16 protein-coding genes, 1 other RNA gene and 1 pseudogene are annotated in these 16,225 nt (G+C 39.3%); 16 read left to right on the top strand and 2 right to left on the bottom strand.

Annotated elements, in window-relative coordinates; translation table 11 throughout:
* Positions 1-39 precede the first annotated feature (39 nt).
* From hypB to hypE, 3 genes are read left to right on the top strand one after another with little or no spacing between them, the layout of a single operon-like run.
* Positions 40-849: a hydrogenase nickel incorporation protein HypB gene (gene hypB / locus C3V42_RS00775; RefSeq protein ID WP_106013312.1), complete on the top strand. Its 810-nt coding sequence runs from the start codon at positions 40-42 to the stop codon at positions 847-849.
* A 3-nt stretch (positions 850-852) separates the two neighbouring features.
* A complete protein-coding gene (hypD, locus tag C3V42_RS00770) occupies positions 853-1,965 on the top strand; it encodes a hydrogenase formation protein HypD (RefSeq protein WP_005644830.1) in 1,113 nt (370 codons plus the stop codon).
* Position 1,966: 1 nt separating this feature from the next.
* The gene (gene hypE, locus C3V42_RS00765; protein WP_065264698.1) at positions 1,967-2,980 is read left to right on the top strand and encodes a hydrogenase expression/formation protein HypE; all 1,014 of its coding nucleotides are present in this window, start codon (positions 1,967-1,969) and stop codon (positions 2,978-2,980) included.
* Between the two features lie 203 nt (positions 2,981-3,183).
* Here hypE and C3V42_RS00760 read toward each other — a convergent pair whose 3' ends face one another.
* The gene (locus tag C3V42_RS00760; RefSeq protein WP_065264699.1) at positions 3,184-3,564 is read right to left on the bottom strand and encodes a pyrimidine dimer DNA glycosylase/endonuclease V; all 381 of its coding nucleotides are present in this window, start codon (positions 3,562-3,564) and stop codon (positions 3,184-3,186) included.
* A 169-nt stretch (positions 3,565-3,733) separates the two neighbouring features.
* Positions 3,734-4,099, bottom strand: a transfer-messenger RNA (tmRNA) gene (gene ssrA, locus C3V42_RS00755).
* Positions 4,100-4,205: 106 nt separating this feature from the next.
* On the opposite strand from ssrA, the gene C3V42_RS00750 reads away from it, so the two are divergent.
* The 13 genes and pseudogenes from C3V42_RS00750 (at position 4,206) to C3V42_RS00675 (ending at position 16,216) form a co-directional block, all read left to right on the top strand.
* Positions 4,206-4,709 carry a hypothetical protein gene (locus tag C3V42_RS00750; RefSeq protein WP_005638005.1) on the top strand — a complete coding sequence of 168 codons (504 nt, stop codon included), beginning with the start codon at positions 4,206-4,208 and terminating at the stop codon, positions 4,707-4,709.
* A 65-nt stretch (positions 4,710-4,774) separates the two neighbouring features.
* Positions 4,775-5,842, top strand: a complete 1,068-nt coding sequence (gene dinB, locus C3V42_RS00745) for a DNA polymerase IV (protein ID WP_106013311.1) — start codon at positions 4,775-4,777, stop codon at positions 5,840-5,842.
* Between the two features lie 32 nt (positions 5,843-5,874).
* Positions 5,875-6,411 (top strand): elongation factor P hydroxylase, encoded by a 537-nt coding sequence (locus C3V42_RS00740; RefSeq protein WP_106013310.1) that lies wholly within the window; start codon positions 5,875-5,877, stop codon positions 6,409-6,411.
* Between the two features lie 93 nt (positions 6,412-6,504).
* A complete protein-coding gene (gene prfA, locus C3V42_RS00735) occupies positions 6,505-7,587 on the top strand; it encodes a peptide chain release factor 1 (protein WP_032803489.1) in 1,083 nt (360 codons plus the stop codon).
* 52 nt (positions 7,588-7,639) lie between these two features.
* Complete coding sequence (locus C3V42_RS00730) at positions 7,640-8,080, top strand: RDD family protein (RefSeq protein WP_164994201.1); 441 nt, start codon at positions 7,640-7,642, stop codon at positions 8,078-8,080.
* A complete protein-coding gene (gene prmC, locus C3V42_RS00725; protein WP_106013308.1) occupies positions 8,080-8,958 on the top strand; it encodes a peptide chain release factor N(5)-glutamine methyltransferase in 879 nt (292 codons plus the stop codon). Before C3V42_RS00730 ends, prmC begins: the two co-directional genes overlap by 1 nt.
* Entirely contained in the window at positions 8,958-9,761 is an 804-nt protein-coding gene (locus C3V42_RS00720) for a SirB1 family protein (RefSeq protein WP_106013307.1), read from the top strand. The genes prmC and C3V42_RS00720 overlap by 1 nt, the downstream gene beginning before the upstream one ends.
* A gap of 14 nt (positions 9,762-9,775) precedes the next feature.
* Entirely contained in the window at positions 9,776-10,630 is an 855-nt protein-coding gene (gene kdsA / locus C3V42_RS00715) for a 3-deoxy-8-phosphooctulonate synthase (RefSeq protein ID WP_106013306.1), read from the top strand.
* A gap of 87 nt (positions 10,631-10,717) precedes the next feature.
* A pseudogene (locus C3V42_RS00710) lies at positions 10,718-11,075 on the top strand (transposase).
* Positions 11,076-11,355: 280 nt separating this feature from the next.
* Positions 11,356-11,802, top strand: coding sequence for an IS3 family transposase (locus C3V42_RS00695; RefSeq protein WP_106013303.1), 447 nt, complete (start codon positions 11,356-11,358; stop codon positions 11,800-11,802).
* 115 nt (positions 11,803-11,917) lie between these two features.
* Complete coding sequence (locus tag C3V42_RS00690; RefSeq protein ID WP_106013302.1) at positions 11,918-13,873, top strand: recombinase; 1,956 nt, start codon at positions 11,918-11,920, stop codon at positions 13,871-13,873.
* Between the two features lie 214 nt (positions 13,874-14,087).
* On the top strand, positions 14,088-15,035 hold the full coding sequence (locus tag C3V42_RS00680; protein ID WP_106013301.1) for a 2-hydroxyacid dehydrogenase: 948 nt from the start codon (positions 14,088-14,090) through the stop codon (positions 15,033-15,035).
* Positions 15,035-16,216: a lipoprotein-releasing ABC transporter permease subunit gene (locus C3V42_RS00675; RefSeq protein WP_106013300.1), complete on the top strand. Its 1,182-nt coding sequence runs from the start codon at positions 15,035-15,037 to the stop codon at positions 16,214-16,216. Before C3V42_RS00680 ends, C3V42_RS00675 begins: the two co-directional genes overlap by 1 nt.
* The last annotated feature ends 9 nt before the right edge of the window (positions 16,217-16,225 follow it).

Below are 16,225 nucleotides of genomic sequence, written 5' to 3'. Positions count from 1 at the left end.
AAACCTCAGCCCAAATAAGCACATTAAAACGGAGGATTTATGTGTACAACCTGTGGCTGCGGACATCCAGAGCAAGTCCGTATTGGTGAATTGCCTCATACTCATGATGATCAAGGAAGTCATCAATCAGGTACGCCAAACTTTTCACATTCAACATTTCATTTTAATAAACCAGTCGATGCAGACGATACTCAAAAACGTTTGTTAAAAATCGAACAAGATGTTCTCGGAAAAAATAATCAACTAGCTGATCACAACCGAGCATTCTTTGCGAAACAACATATTTTAGCCTTAAATCTTGTATCGAGTCCGGGTTCAGGCAAAACCACCCTTTTAACGACGACGCTAAATGCCCTCAAAAATGACCGCACTTGTTATGTCATTGAAGGCGATCAACAAACTGAAAATGATGCAGATCGTATTCGTGCTACTGGCGTGCCGGCTATTCAAGTGAATACAGGCAAAGGCTGCCACTTAGATGCACAAATGATTAGCGAAGCAATGGTGAAATTAAGACCACAAGCTGACAGTATTATGTTTATCGAAAATGTGGGAAATTTAGTTTGTCCATCTGAGTTTGATCTTGGTGAAAAAGCGAAAGTGGTGATTTTATCTGTGACAGAAGGCGAAGATAAACCGCTTAAATACCCGCATATGTTTGCCGCATCAAGTTTGATGGTTTTAAATAAAGTGGATTTATTACCTTATTTGAAATTTGATGTAGAACAATGCATTGCCAATGCAAAACGTGTGAATCCAAATATTGAAGTGATTCAACTTTCTGCTACCACTGAACAAGGTCTCAGTGAGTGGTTAAATTGGCTAGAACAACAACGTAAACAAGGATAATCGATGCGATTTGTTGATGAATTTCGCGATCCTGAACTTGCCCGTAGTTTAGTGGCGCAACTTGAAAAATTGATGGAGAAAATGCCGCACTTTACGGCGCAGAATCCATTGTATTTAATGGAAGTGTGTGGCGGGCATACCCATACGATTTTTAAATTTGGGTTGGATCGGCTATTGCCAAAAAGTATCGAATTTATTCATGGCCCAGGTTGCCCTGTCTGTGTGCTTCCGATGGGGCGTATTGATGTCTGTATTGAAATTGCGCTAAAACCTGATGTCATTTTCTGTACTTTTGGTGACGCAATGCGAGTGAAAGGCCGCAAAGGTTCGCTGTTAGAAGCAAAAGCGAAAGGCGCAGATGTTCGCATTGTGTATTCACCTTTGGATGCATTGAATATTGCACAAAATAATCCGAATAAAAAAGTCGTCTTTTTTTCCTTAGGATTTGAAACGACAATGCCGAGCACGGCAGTAACGCTTCAGCAAGCCAAAAAACTAGGAACAAAAAATTTCTGGATTGTTTGCCAAAACATCACGATTATTCCAACGTTACATAGCTTGCTAGCACAAGATCAAGTCAAAATTGATGGTTTTCTTGCGCCAGGGCATGTGAGTATGGTGATTGGTTCATCGCCTTATCAAGGGATTGTCGATAAATATCACAAACCTTTCGTGATTACCGGTTTTGAACCTTTGGATATTTTGCAGGCGATTGTGATGTTAGTGCAGCAATTTGTTGATGGTCGTTGTGAAATCGAAAATCAATATAAACGAATTGTTGATGATCACGGAAATGCTTTAGCCCAACGTTCAATGCAAGAAGTATTCCAGCTTAAAGCAAGCAGTGAATGGCGTGGGTTGGGGGAAATTGAACAATCTGGCGTGGAATTGACGGAGGCTTATCGTGAATTTGATGCCGAAATTTATTTCCAAAGCCAAGCGCAACAGGTGGCGGATGATCCTAATTCTCGTTGTGGCGATGTCTTGACTGGGCGTTGTAAACCATCTGATTGCCCGTTATTTGGAACAGGTTGTAATCCTGATAATGCTTATGGCGCATTAATGGTTTCTTCCGAAGGCGCATGTGCAGCCTATTATCAATATCGGAGAGAATAAAATGAGCGAATTTATCACTATGGCGCACGGCAATGGTGGTGCAGCCATGCAAAAATTGATCCAAGATTATTTTGTTGAAGCTTTTGCGAATCCTATTTTGGCGCAAGGGGAAGATCAGGCTAGAATTCCATTAACAGAATTAGCAAAGCAAGGCGAAACACTGTCATTTAGCACGGATAGTTTTGTAATTGATCCCATTTTTTTCCCTGGCGGTAACATCGGGAAATTAGCGGTGTGCGGCACGGCAAATGATGTGGCGGTGTGCGGGGCGATACCAAAATATTTATCCTGTGGCTTTATTTTGGAAGAAGGATTGCCACTTGCGGATCTTAAAGCAATTATTCAATCAATGGCTGAAACCGCAAAAGCAGCAGGCATTCAGGTTGTTACTGGCGATACAAAAGTGGTACAGAAAGGGGCAGTGGATAAGATTTTTATCAATACCAGTGGAATTGGTGTTATTCCTCAAAATTTGGATTGGGGTGTTCATAAAATTCAAGCAGGCGATAAAATCATTGTTAGCGGCACCATTGGGGATCATGGTGCAACAATCTTAAATTTACGTGAGAAACTGGGTATCCAAACGGATCTTCACAGTGATTGCGCCGTGCTTTATCCATTGATTGAAAATTTACGTGAAGTATATGGCGTGAAAGCAGTTCGAGATGCGACCCGTGGGGGAGTCAATGCTGTTTTGCATGAATTTGCACAGGCGCAACAGCTAGGCATGAACATTGATGAACAAGCCTTACCAATTCGCCAAGAAGTGCGCGGAATTTGTGAATTACTTGGTCTTGAAGCATTAAACTTCGCTAATGAAGGCAAGCTTGTTATTGTTGCATCAGCCGAAAAAACACCAGAAATTTTGACCGCACTTCGTCGTCATCCATTAGGTGAAAATGCGGCTGTGATTGGTGAAGTGACAACCGATAAAAAAGTGCGTTTAGTGGGCATTTTTGGACAAAGTCGATTGTTAGATTTACCAACAAATGAACCATTGCCACGAATTTGTTAATGATTAGATAAAATCAATATTTTAGAAAAATTAAATAGGTGAAGTGATTTCTGAACTTAGCAAAAATACCCTAGAACAGCTAGAGTAGTTTATCCATGACTGACGATTTTTCCCCAAATGGTACAGAAGGCTACCGCACTATAGAGACTACAATGGTTGGTGTAGGTGCTGATTATAATGGGGGATACAGCCCTTTCTGGGCTTTATTTTCTTGCGGTAAATCGTGCTTTTACTGGCATACGCAATGCAATTCGCTCACGGTTTAATGCTAAAGCATTTTCTGTGGGCGAATAATTTTGCCAAAGATTAGGATCATCTGGTAGCTCCTCTGCCCAAAAATATTGTACATTGAAACCACGAGCAAGACACTCTTCATGCAATAGGTTGTAACGTTGCTTTAAAAACGCAAGTTTATTAAAGAAAAATCGTACATGTCCTTCGCCTAATTTATAATCTTCAGGCTGCCCTTTTAAGCTAAATTTTCCTTTCGCAACAGCATTTGGAATCCGTGTTAGCTCTCTATGTTCCGCTAATAGATGCTGATCGCAAAGTTCAGCAGGAGGAACAAGGTTAATTCTGGTCATAAAATCTCTCTTTATTATTTCATATCCATATCCCATCGAGTAACGAATATGAGTGATTCCGCTAATAATGTACTAGGTAATAACAAGGTAGCAGTTACTAAAACTAAGGTGAGTAGAAAAACTAAATTATTGCTTTTATTGAAAACTTAGAAGAGGAAAAACAAAGGGGTGGTGGAGCTGGGGGGAGTTGAACCCCCGTCCGAAATTACTCTACCTTCAGCACTACACGTTTAGTCTAGTCTTTAATTTCACTTAAGCATGCGGACAGACACGCTAAACTTAAGCTAGTTTGATTCAATTTAGTGTTTCGATCCTCAAACGGTGGCTTCCACACGATCTCGTTTTGGTTTGACTCCGCGTTATCCCCGTCTTACGAGCGGAAGCTGGGGCGCGAAGGCTAAATGCAGGTTATTAAGCTGCTAAAGCGTATTGTTCGTCGTTTGCGACTATTTTTTTGCGGTTTATTTACGAGGCCTACCGCACCTCGACGTGCACCTTGGGCTTCGCTAATCCCGTCGAATCCAGAATCAGCCCCAAAATTGTGGACTAGTCTAACAAAAAACAAGCAGAAGAAAAAGGGCGGTATTTATTAAATGCGTGTGTTAGGGTAAAATTTCGGCGTTTTTTATAGGAGAAAAATAATGTCATTTTTTAAATATTTAGTACTCGCTTTGTTTGCAGCGAGTTGTTCAATTTCTTCTGCAATTGCAAAAGAAAATGTTTCAAAGGAAAAACTTAAAAGTGTAGAAAAAACTGCAACTGCAGAAAAAAGCTACCCTAAGTATGTTAACTATGCTATTTCTATTGATGTTGGCGATAGAGATATTGTGGTAGGCGAGGATGGTCAAGCGCTTTCTCGCTTTAAATATACCATTACGAATAAAAGTGAATTCCCGATTCAAAATATTCAATGGATGAGTGTGTATGTGCATAATCGTCAAGTTGTGCATAGCCAAGATATGCAAATAGAATTAGAAAATACCTTATTGCCAGGGAAGTCTTTGACAATCAATTTACAAATTCCATTTGCTCAAATTGATGAAAAATACCGTTCAATTTTTATGAATACGCAAGAACCTATTCATGTTTATAAAATTGAACGTTCAGTCATGTTTAAAGATAAGAAAGTCGTTTCTGATAATTAAACATGTATGCTTGAACAGTAATTAAAGTGCGGTTATACTAAATAAAATTTAACCGCACTTTTTTTATGCTACAAGATAAAAAAATTATTCACATTGATATGGATTGTTTTTACGCATCGATTGAGATTCGTGAAAATCCTAATTTCCAGGGAAAGCCTGTTGCTGTAGGTGGTTTTTCTCGTCAACGTGGTGTATTAACAACTTGTAATTATGAGGCGAGAAAATTTGGTTTGCATAGTGCAATGCCAACCGCTCAAGCCATAAAAAAGTGCCCTAATCTCATTCTTGTGCCTGTGAATATGGCGTTGTATAAACAAGTTTCAGCACAAATTCATCAAATCTTCCAGCGCTACACCGATATTATTGAACCACTTTCTTTAGATGAAGCATATTTAGATGTTACGCATTGCCAAAAATGTTCAGGCTCAGCGACTTGGATCGCTCAAGAAATTCGTCAAGCAATTTTTGATGAGTTGCATTTAACTGCCTCGGCTGGTGTGGCACCTTTAAAATTCCTAGCCAAAATTGCCTCGGATATGAATAAACCTAATGGGCAATTTGTGATTAAGCCGAATGAAGTAGAGGAATTCATTAAAGCCTTACCTTTAAATAAAATTCCTGGTGTAGGTAAAGTAACATCACAACGATTACTCGATATGGGATTAGAAACTTGTACTGACATTCAAACCTTTGATCAAATCGTCTTATTAAATCAATTTGGTAAAGCGGGTAAACGTATTTGGGATTTTAGCCACGGCATTGATGATCGTGAAGTACAAGCTCATCGTGAACGTAAATCAGTTGGCGTAGAACAAACTTTGCTTGAAAACATTCACACAATTGAGCAAGCTTCAGCCTTATTGAATAATCTTTATCAAGAGTTAATTCGTCGCCTTGAGCGTGTTAGCCGTAATATACCGTTATCTGCATTTCGTAAAATCGGCATAAAGCTTAAATTTGAAGATTTTCAAGTAACTACTTTAGAGAAAACGGGTTTGTCACTTTCTTTGGAGAGTTTTCAACAATTACTTCCTCAAATTTTTATGCGATCAAAAGGGCGATCGATTCGTTTGATCGGGCTACATGTCAATTTACCCGAAGAAAATAAACAAGAACAAATGAGCCTCTGGTGATATAATCTCGCGGTTTTTTAGGAGTCGATACCATGGAACATAAATTAGAAGATATTATTGCAATTTTTAATCAATGTTTTGAAGAGGAATACAACACTCGCTTAGTCAAGGGCGGTGAAGAACCAATTTATTTACCCGCAAATGATGAAGTGCCTTATAATGCGATTTATTTTGCGCGAGGATTTTACAGCAGTGCATTGCACGAAATTGCCCATTGGTTAGTGGCAGGCAAAGAACGCCGTAAACTAGAAGATTTTGGTTATTGGTATGAGCCTGATGGACGTTCTGAAGAACGTCAGCGTGATTTTGAAAAAGTTGAAGTTAAACCGCAAGCATTAGAATGGATTTTGGCAACGACGGCAGGTTTCCGTTATTTTGCTAGTGCGGATAATTTGAATGGCAATCCGGGCGATACACAGCCTTTTAAACAAGCCGTGTATGAACAAGTGAAAATCTACGCGGAAAAAGGTTTACCAAAACGAGCTGAAACGTTACGCCATGCTCTTGCTATTTTTTATGGCACAGAAGATCGTATTGATTTAAGTAAATTTGATGTGACACGTATTTAAAAAGCGGCGATTTTTAACCGCACTTTTGACACTGTCAATTTTCCCTAAAATCGGCTAGAATACGCCGATTTTATTTTCGGTAACTTATAAATGATGAAAGATTCCATTATTGCAAAATTAGAAAGTTTAAAAGAACGTTATGAAGAGCTAGAAGCCTTATTGGGTGATGTTTCTGTGATTAGTGATCAGGATAAATTCCGTGCGTATTCTAAAGAATATTCGCAACTTGAAGAAGTGGTGAAATGTTTTAATCGTTGGACGCAATTAAATCAAAATATTGAAGAAGCAGAAATATTGCTCGACGATCCTGAAATGAAAGAAATGGCGCAAATGGAAATCGAAGAATCCAAAGCGGAAATTGAAGAAGTGGAACAACAACTTCAAATTCTGTTACTGCCGAAAGATCCTAATGATGAATATAACTGCTATTTAGAAATCCGTGCTGGAACAGGCGGTGATGAAGCGGGTATTTTTGCGGGTGATTTATTCCGTATGTATAGTCGCTATGCTGAAAGTAAACGCTGGCGTGTAGAAATGCTAAGTGCTAACGAAAGTGAGCAAGGCGGTTATAAAGAGGTGATTGTTAAAGTCACTGGCGAAGGTGTATATGGTCAATTGAAGTTTGAGTCTGGTGGTCATCGTGTGCAACGTGTACCAAAAACCGAATCGCAAGGGCGTATCCACACGTCTGCTTGTACTGTCGCGGTAATGCCAGAATTGCCAGAATCTGAAATGCCAGAAATTAATCCAGCAGATTTGCGTATTGATACTTATCGCTCATCAGGCGCTGGTGGTCAGCACGTAAACACAACGGATTCTGCAGTGCGTATTACACATATTCCAACAGGCATTGTTGTGGAATGTCAGGATGAGCGTTCACAGCATAAAAATAAAGCGAAAGCAATGTCGGTATTAGCGTCACGTATTGTTCAAGCAGAGCAAGAGCGCCAAGCTGCAGAACAAACAGATATGCGCCGTAATTTATTAGGTTCGGGCGATCGCTCCGATAAAATCCGTACATATAATTATCCGCAAGGTCGAGTCACAGATCACCGTATCAATCTCACAATTTACCGTTTGGATGAAGTGATGAATGGTAAAATTGATGAACTGATTCAGCCGATTATTACCGAATATCAAGCGGATCAGTTGGCGGCATTGTCTGAACAGAATTAATGATAGGGACATCTGATTTCAGATGTCCTTTTTAACTTTACAGGGAAATAAAATGATCATTGAAAATCAAAAAGATGCTGAATTTTCTTCTGCTTTCAAGCCTTCTCAACCCGCTCAAGCGAGCCGTTTTAAACGTTGGCTTGCGAGTATGATTAATGGGCTTGTGCTTTGGGTGATGGTTGGTCTCGGTTTTGCATTGGGGGATTTTGCCGGTGTAGTGGGGACGATTGTATATGCTGGTTTTCAGTTATATTTCATGAAAACTTATGGTCAAACTATGGCAAAACGCTGGCTAGGCTTGCGTGTATTTAATTATCATACCAATCAGCCTGTTGAATTTGGTAAATACATCGGCCGTGAGATTATTGATATTTTATTGGCGTGGACGAGTTTCTTATTAATTATTAGCGGTATTGTTGCACTTGTGCGCGATGATCGTCGTTCTTTAACTGATTTAGTGGCTGGCACGGTTGTGTTAAAAGACGAAAAATAATGAATTATAAAGAATGGCTAGCACAAGCGATTGCGGATTTGGTACAAAAAAATCCCACTGAAAATAGTAAAATTGATGCGCTTGTGCTTCTTCAACATGCTACTGGCAAATCGCGTACGCAAATCCTTGCTTTTGATGATACCGAGATTGATGAAAAAGTGCGGTTAAAATTAACCGCACTTTTAGATCGGCGTTTAAACGGTGAACCTATCGCTTATATTCTTGGCGAAAAAGAATTTTGGTCGTTGCCATTAAATGTCTCAAAAGGTACCTTGATTCCAAGGCCAGATACTGAAATTTTAGTGGAAAAGGCATTACAAATTGCTTTAGAAAAATTACAAGAAAATCTACCACGCTTTCGTATTCTTGATCTTGGCACAGGCACAGGCGCTATCGCGTTAGCATTAGCCTCGGAGCTTTCACCTATTTGTCAAAAACGACAAATTTCATTAGACATAATTGGTGTTGATCTTATGCCAGATGTTGTTGAGTTAGCCCAATCTAATGTAGAAAGAAATAAGTTAAATGTGAAATTTTTACAGAGCCGTTGGTTTGAAAATATAACAGGGAAGTTTGATCTTATCGTCAGTAATCCGCCTTATATTGATGCGCAAGATGAACATTTACGTCAAGGCGATGTGCGTTTTGAACCGCTTTCTGCATTAGTTGCCAATGATGCGGGTTATGCTGATTTACGTCATATTATTGAATTAGCACCGAGTTATTTGAATTCTAATGGCGCATTATTACTTGAGCATGGATGGCAACAAGGCGAAAAAGTGCGGTCAATTTTCCTAGAAAATCATTGGGAAATGGTTGAAACCGTGCGTGATTATGGCGACAATGAGCGCGTCACTTTAGGTTTTTGGAAGAAGTAATGAAATATTATCGACGTGCGTTATACGATCAATTTGTGCATTTTTATAATACCATCTCAGATGATGGATCATCAGAAGCGCAAATTCGGGGAAAAATTGGCGGGTTTGTACGTCGAGCACGTAAAGAAATTTCGCCAGATTGGCCGAAAGAAGAGCAAATTCATCAGTTACTACAGCTATTTTATGGTGATTGGGGCTTTCATTGTGACTCAGAAGAGTACTTCTATGCACGCAATTTGTATTTGCCCTATGTGTTGGAGCATCGTCAAGGAATGCCTGTGACTCTTGGGGCAATTGTGCTTTATTTAGCCGAGGTATTGGATTTGCCGATTTACCCAGTAAATTTCCCAACACAGCTCATTTTACGTGCTGAAGTAAGAGATGAAGTCGCTTTTATTGATCCTTGGGATGGTACTTATATATCGCAAGAAAAATTACAGCAACTTTATGAAGGGGCATTTGGTTTTGGTGTGCAAATTCAACCTGAAGAACTTGATAGAGCCGATCTTTCTTTACTTTATTCTCGTTTTGAACAACTGGCGAAGAATGCGCTCATCCGCGAAGAGCATAACGACATGGCATACCGTTATATTGAGAATTTACTGATTGGCAATGATGAAGACCCTTATCATATTCGCGATCGAGGTTTAGTTTTAGCTCAGATGGGCGCTTACCCTTCGGCATTGAAAGATTTAGAATTTTTTGTGGAACGTTGTCCGGAAGACCCAACTGCGGCTTTAATCCGAACTCAACTTTTAGAACTTAAGGGCGAGATTGATAAAGATCCTTTTCCCCTCCATTGATTTAAGGAAAATTTATGCAAAATAAAATTGTAAAAATTGGCAATATTGATGTTGCAAATGACAAACCTTTCGTGCTTTTTGGTGGAATGAACGTACTTGAAAGCCGTGATATGGCAATGCAAGTCTGCGAGGCTTACGTGAAAGTGATAGAAAAACTTGGCGTGCCTTACGTATTTAAAGCTTCTTTTGACAAAGCAAATCGTTCATCTATTCATTCTTACCGTGGCCCAGGTATGGAAGAAGGATTAAAAATTTTCCAAGAATTAAAAGATACGTTCGGTGTAAAAATTATTACCGATGTACACGAAATCTATCAATGTCAGCCCGTAGCAGATGTTGTAGATATTATTCAACTTCCAGCCTTTTTGGCACGTCAAACAGATCTCGTTGAAGCGATGGCGAAAACAGGCGCAGTGATTAATGTGAAAAAACCACAATTTTTAAGCCCTGGTCAAATGGGGAATATCGTGGAAAAAATCGAAGAATGTGGCAACGATAAAATCATTCTTTGTGATCGTGGAACAAACTTTGGGTATGATAATTTAATTGTGGATATGCTTGGCTTTAGTGTTATGAAAAAAGCATCTAAGGGCAGCCCAGTTATTTTTGATGTAACCCATTCACTTCAATGCCGTGATCCATTTGGATCTGCATCAGGTGGACGTCGCGCGCAAGTAACAGAATTAGCGCGCTCAGGTTTAGCAGTAGGAATTGCAGGTTTATTCTTAGAAGCGCATCCAAATCCAAATCAAGCGAAATGTGATGGCCCTTCTGCATTGCCTCTTTCTGCTCTTGAAGGTTTTGTCTCTCAAATGAAAGCAATCGATGATTTAGTAAAATCTTTCCCAGAATTGGATACTTCAATCTAAGAAAATATTTAAGCAAAAGTGCGGTTAATTTTGACCGCACTTTGATCTGCCCCCAAAAACCTGGATACCTAATTCGAGGTGCAGATTATGTCCTACTCTTATCAATTTCGTTTGAAAATTATCAAACTTGTCACCGAACAGGATTATGGTATCCGTGAGGTGGCTAAACTTCATAAAATTTCCCACTCTCTCGTTATTTATTGGCTAAAAGCATTTCGGGAAAGAGGGCTTGATGGCGTAAAATCGCCTTATACAAGCCTTCAAACACCGAAAATAGTAAAGCCAAAAATGAAATTCCAGAAACCACAGACTTTTCACCTAAGCGTTTAAAAAGCTGCAACGAGAGCTCGCCTTGGCTCGTGCGGAGATTGCTTATCTAAAGGAGTTGGAGGCGCTCGACCGTCAAAAACAACGACAGAAAAAAGAAAAATCATTGAAAGATTGAAGCCGGACCACGCGTTAAATGATTTACTTCGTGTGGCTAAAATGCCTCGCTCAAGCTTTTACTATAAAGAGATTAAGCGAAATTATCACGAGGTAAAAGAGGCTATCTTATCGCTGTATAAAAAGAACAGAAAGTGAGATGGTTATCGCCCCATGATGTTTAAATTACGCCAAATGGGTTTTAATTTGAATCATAAAACGGTGTTAAAGCTAATGAACGAGTTAGGTATTCATTCCATTTACGCAAAAAAAGACATGGAAAACGAGGAAAAACATCGCATATTGCCCCGAATTTACTGAATCGTGATTTTACAGCGACAGCACTCAATCAAAAATGGGTAACGGATGTAACGGAATTTCGGGTTGGGCAAGAAAAGCTTTATTTTTCACCGTTGATAGACTTAGCTAACCGAGAAATTATTGCCTATAACTTTTCAACACGCCCCAAATTTTCATTGGTAAAAAAGATGTTAGCACAAGGACTTAGTCGGCTTAAACCGACAGAATGCCCGATTATTCATAGCGACCAAGGCGTATTGTATGGCACGGCGGAATGGATGAAAATGTTGGAGGGTAAAGCGGTGCAAAGTATGAGCCGCCGAGGAAATTGCTACGATAATGCGGTGATTGAAAGTTTTTTTGCGATATTAAAATCAGAGTGTTTTTACTCACAGACTTATCATTCAATTGCTGAATTACAGGCTGAAATTGAAGAATATTTAAGTTAACTAACCTGTCCAACTTTTTTGGGGGGCAGATCGCTTTTTCCGCTAATTTTTACTTTATCCAACAGCGCTGTATAATGTCACGCTTTTGAATATAAACGATATGAGGGGGAAGCTCATGATTAAAATCGATACCTTACCGCAATTTTTACGTAACAAAGTGGCGGAAAACGATGCCTTTGGTCTCGTGGAGGGCTTGTGCCAATTATTACGTAGCAGCCCCACAGAAAAAATTGCTCCGACCTTGCATTTGTTTAAGTTTATCTTAAAGAACGATAAAGAATTAGGCTGTTCTGTTTCGAAATTATTATGTGGTTGGTTATGTGGTTTACGCCTTTACCCCTTGTTTATTAGTAGCGGTATCCTTACACGTGGCGGTTTTGGACAGGAGATGAAAACACGTATTTATGAGCGTTTTAACCCCTCTTTTAAAGATATTAATGATTTACGTGATATTTTTTATTTATTATTTAGAGATAAAAATGATGCACGCTGGATTGATGCTGTTCCTTTAAAAACGTGGCGAGGTGTATTTGGCGTCTTAACCCGTTGTACAGAACAAAAAGATCGTGAGCGTTTAAAAAATCATATTGAAAGTGAAGGGTTATTTGCCATTGAGATGCTTTCAATTTGGATTGCTGCTGAAGATATGGATCCTGAGCTGATGCGAATGGAGCCTTCTCTGTTGAATGCAGATTCCCCTTTTGTGGCATTGCACCATGAAGTGGTGAATTGGTTACAGGCGCACCGCCAATCAACCGTTTTTGATGATAGCCATTTACAGGTAATGTTTAACCAATGTAAAAAATTGGTTGAGCGTTTGCAAAAACGTGGAGCAGTGGTGGGCTCTTCTTTAAATACGGCTTATTTATTGGAGCGTCTTTCTCAGACCTTAGAACGATTAGAAATCTTGATGGCGATTTTTGTTTCAAATCGCTATTTACCACGCCGAATATTGTTATTAACTGGCTGTTTTGCCCGCACAGCAGCAGAAAAACATAGCATTACCCGATTATGGAAACAAAGCTCTAGATTAATTTCACGTAGCATTACCCAAAATGCGGGCGATCACGGCGAGCATTACATTACTCGAGATAAAAAAGAGTATTGGGCAATGTTTTATTCTGCGGCAGGTGGTGGTGTATTAATTGCACTGATGGCGCTATTTAAAATCTATCTAGGCAGCATTATTGATGACAAAGTCTGGAAAGGGCTTGCCGAAGGCTTAAATTACGGCTTAGGTTTTATGGTGATCTTTATGTTGCATTTTACGGTAGCGACGAAACAGCCTGCCATGACTGCAGCCCGTTTTGCTGAGGCTGTTGAGAAAACGCCTCAAGGTAAAAGCGTCAATATGAAATTAGCTCAATTATTAGTGGATGTATTTCGCTCTCAAAGTATTGCGGTGCTAGGTAATGTCCTCATTGCGATGGGCTTAGCCGCATTGATTGCGTTTGGTTACCAATATAAAACAGGTGAGCCATTGATGAATGCTGATCAAATTGCTTATCAGTTGCATAGCATTGATCCTTTTGCGGGAACCTTATGGTTTGCAGCCATTGCGGGGGTGTGGTTATTCTGCTCAGGGATTATTTCAGGCTATTTTGATAACCGCAGCAATTATTTGAATATGCGTATTCGTTTAACCCAACATCCGTTATTGAAAAAATTAATGTCTGAGAAATCTCGCGTTAAATTTGCTAATTATATGCATGAGAATTATGGCTCGCTTATCGGTAACCTTTGCTTTGGTATGCTGCTTGGTATTACGGGTGTGGTAGGTTACTTAATGCACCTTCCGTTAGATATTCGTCATGTGGCATTTTCATCTGCGAATGTAGGCTATATTGCTGTGAGCGGACAATTCACCTATTCATTGCTTTTACAATGCATTGGTTTTGTATTGTTGATTGGTTTAGTTAATTTAATTGTCAGTTTTTCATTAACGCTTTGGGTTGCACTGCGTTCTTTGAATGCGGAAATTGATAGCTGGTGGCCAATTTGGTATGAAGTTTGTCAAATTGTAAAAAAACGTCCATTAAGCTTATTTCTTCCTGTTCAATTAGATAAATAATCGGCTTAAGTGATCTGCACCCCACTCTCGGACTTATCACTCAATCGCTAAATTACAGGCTGAAATTGAAGAATATTTAGTGTATTACAACCAAAAACGAATTAAACTTGCTTTCAAAGGATTGAGTCCAGTGTAATACCGAGCTCAATATTTAAGTTAACTAACCTGTCCAACTTTTGGGGGGCAGATCACTTTGTATATAAAAGTAGAAATGATGAATATCGTCTTTTTAGATAGTACGGCTATCCCGAAGCATATCCCTATTCCTCGTCCAAGTTTTGCGCATACTTGGATTGAATATGAGCATACTTCTTCTTCACAAACGATTGAACGAGCGAAAGATGCTGATATTGTTATTACGAGCAAAGTTATTTTTGATCGAGAAACGTTAAAACAATTACCTAAGTTAAAGTTAATTGCAATTACTGCAACTGGTACAAATAATGTTGATCTTGTGGCTGCAGAAGAAATGGGAATCACCGTGCGTAATGTGACAGGTTATTCCAGTACAACCGTGCCAGAACACGTCATCGGTCTGATTTTTTCTTTAAAACACAGTTTGGCAGGTTGGTTACGCGATCAAACGGAAGCAAAATGGGCGGAAAGTAAACAATTTTGTTATTTTGATTACTCTATTACAGATGTGCGCGGTTCGACATTGGGCGTATTTGGTAAAGGTTGCTTAGGGACAGAAGTTGGGCGTTTAGCGAATGCAGTGGGAATGAAGGTGCTTTATGCAGAACATAAAGATGCCACTGTTTGTCGTGAAGGTTATACGCCCTTTGATGAGGTATTAAAACAAGCAGATATTGTAACTTTGCATTGCCCATTAACTGAAACAACAAAGAATTTAATCAATACAGAAACCTTATCCCAAATGAAAAAAGGTGCATTTTTGATTAATACAGGGCGTGGGCCTTTGATTGATGAATTTGCCTTAGTTGATGCGTTAAAAACGGGGCATTTAGGCGGAGCGGTTTTGGATGTAATGGTAAAAGAGCCACCAGAAAAAGATAACCCATTAATTTTAGCTGCAAAAACTATGTCTAATTTAATTATCACCCCGCATATTGCTTGGGCGAGTGATAGTGCAGTGACAACATTAGTTGGCAAAGTAATGCAAAATATCGAAGAATTTGTACAACAATTAAATCAAAAATAATGAATTTTCCTATTTCTCTTTATATTGCACTACGTTATTGGCGTGCGAAAAGTGCGGATCGTTTTGGACGATTAGTGACTAATCTTGCAAGCCTAGGGATTGTGCTAGGTGTGATGGCATTGATCATCGTGCTTTCTGTGATGAATGGATTAGAAGGTTACCAAAAACAACAGGTGCTATCTTCCATTCCTCACGCGATTGTGAGTGAAGAACAGCCTATTTCTACAGAAAAAACATTAGAAAATTTACCGTACTTTGTCCAAAAAGCCGTGCCGATCAATACAACAAATGTGATTTATCAAACGACAAAAGGCGTGAGTGCAGGACAAATCATTGGTATTCAATCATTTTCTGATGATCCTTTGGTTGAATCTTTTGATCAGGATAAATTTAATGAAATTTTACCGACTGGTGAATTTAAACTGGTCATTGGTGATCAACTGGCGCAAAAGTTGGGCGTGAATGTTGGAGATAAAATCCGTTTGATGATTACGGAAAATAGCCAATATACACCATTCGGTCGCGTGCCAATGCAGCGTTTATTTACTGTTAGCGATATTTATTATGATTATGGCGAAGCATCGGGTTATGAAGCCTTTGCTAATATTACAGATATTGGTCGCTTAATGCGTATTCAACCGCAGCAAGCGCAGGGTTATCGTTTATTTTTGAATGATCCGTTCCAAATTACAGAGCTCCCACAACATTTCTCAACACAAAAAATCACGGATTGGCGTGTCCAAAAAGGTGAATTTTTCCAAGCGGTGAGAATGGAAAAAAATATGATGGGATTGCTGATTAGTTTGATCATTGTTGTGGCGATTTCCAATATCGTCACCTCTTTAAGTTTGATGGTGGTGGATAAACAAGGGGAAATTGCGATCTTGCAAACTCAGGGCTTAACAAAATCCCAAGTGCGTTCAGTGTTTATTTATCAAGGATTACTGGTGGGATTTGTTGGCACATTGCTCGGTGCTATTTTAGGTGTTTTAGTCACCTTGAACTTAACAGAGATTGTAAGTGCGGTAAATCCACAAGGTGTTTTTTTACCGACAGAATTATCCTTTGTTCAAATGATTTTTGTCGTTGGATTTTCCTTGTTGCTTTCTTTACTTTCTACACTTTATCCCGCTTATCGAGCTGCGAAAGTAGAACCTGCCGCTGCCTTGCGATACGAATAAGTTTTTAAT

It is taken from the genome of Haemophilus sp. oral taxon 036 (assembly GCF_002998595.1).
GTDB classification, from domain to species: domain Bacteria; phylum Pseudomonadota; class Gammaproteobacteria; order Enterobacterales; family Pasteurellaceae; genus Haemophilus; species Haemophilus haemolyticus_K.
This window is presented reverse-complemented; position numbering and strand designations above follow the sequence as displayed.

Excerpts from the sequence above, each read along its gene's own strand:
- hypB (WP_106013312.1), top strand. The coding sequence starts at position 40 with ATGTGTACAACCTGTGGCTGCGGACATCCAGAGCAAGTCCGTATTGGT.
- hypD (WP_005644830.1), top strand. The coding sequence starts at position 853 with ATGCGATTTGTTGATGAATTTCGCGATCCTGAACTTGCCCGTAGTTTA.
- hypE (WP_065264698.1), top strand. The coding sequence starts at position 1,967 with ATGAGCGAATTTATCACTATGGCGCACGGCAATGGTGGTGCAGCCATG.
- C3V42_RS00760 (WP_065264699.1), bottom strand. The coding sequence starts at position 3,564 with ATGACCAGAATTAACCTTGTTCCTCCTGCTGAACTTTGCGATCAGCAT.
- C3V42_RS00750 (WP_005638005.1), top strand. The coding sequence starts at position 4,206 with ATGTCATTTTTTAAATATTTAGTACTCGCTTTGTTTGCAGCGAGTTGT.
- dinB (WP_106013311.1), top strand. The coding sequence starts at position 4,775 with ATGCTACAAGATAAAAAAATTATTCACATTGATATGGATTGTTTTTAC.
- C3V42_RS00740 (WP_106013310.1), top strand. The coding sequence starts at position 5,875 with ATGGAACATAAATTAGAAGATATTATTGCAATTTTTAATCAATGTTTT.
- prfA (WP_032803489.1), top strand. The coding sequence starts at position 6,505 with ATGAAAGATTCCATTATTGCAAAATTAGAAAGTTTAAAAGAACGTTAT.
- C3V42_RS00730 (WP_164994201.1), top strand. The coding sequence starts at position 7,640 with ATGATCATTGAAAATCAAAAAGATGCTGAATTTTCTTCTGCTTTCAAG.
- prmC (WP_106013308.1), top strand. The coding sequence starts at position 8,080 with ATGAATTATAAAGAATGGCTAGCACAAGCGATTGCGGATTTGGTACAA.
- C3V42_RS00720 (WP_106013307.1), top strand. The coding sequence starts at position 8,958 with ATGAAATATTATCGACGTGCGTTATACGATCAATTTGTGCATTTTTAT.
- kdsA (WP_106013306.1), top strand. The coding sequence starts at position 9,776 with ATGCAAAATAAAATTGTAAAAATTGGCAATATTGATGTTGCAAATGAC.
- C3V42_RS00690 (WP_106013302.1), top strand. The coding sequence starts at position 11,918 with ATGATTAAAATCGATACCTTACCGCAATTTTTACGTAACAAAGTGGCG.
- C3V42_RS00680 (WP_106013301.1), top strand. The coding sequence starts at position 14,088 with ATGAATATCGTCTTTTTAGATAGTACGGCTATCCCGAAGCATATCCCT.
- C3V42_RS00675 (WP_106013300.1), top strand. The coding sequence starts at position 15,035 with ATGAATTTTCCTATTTCTCTTTATATTGCACTACGTTATTGGCGTGCG.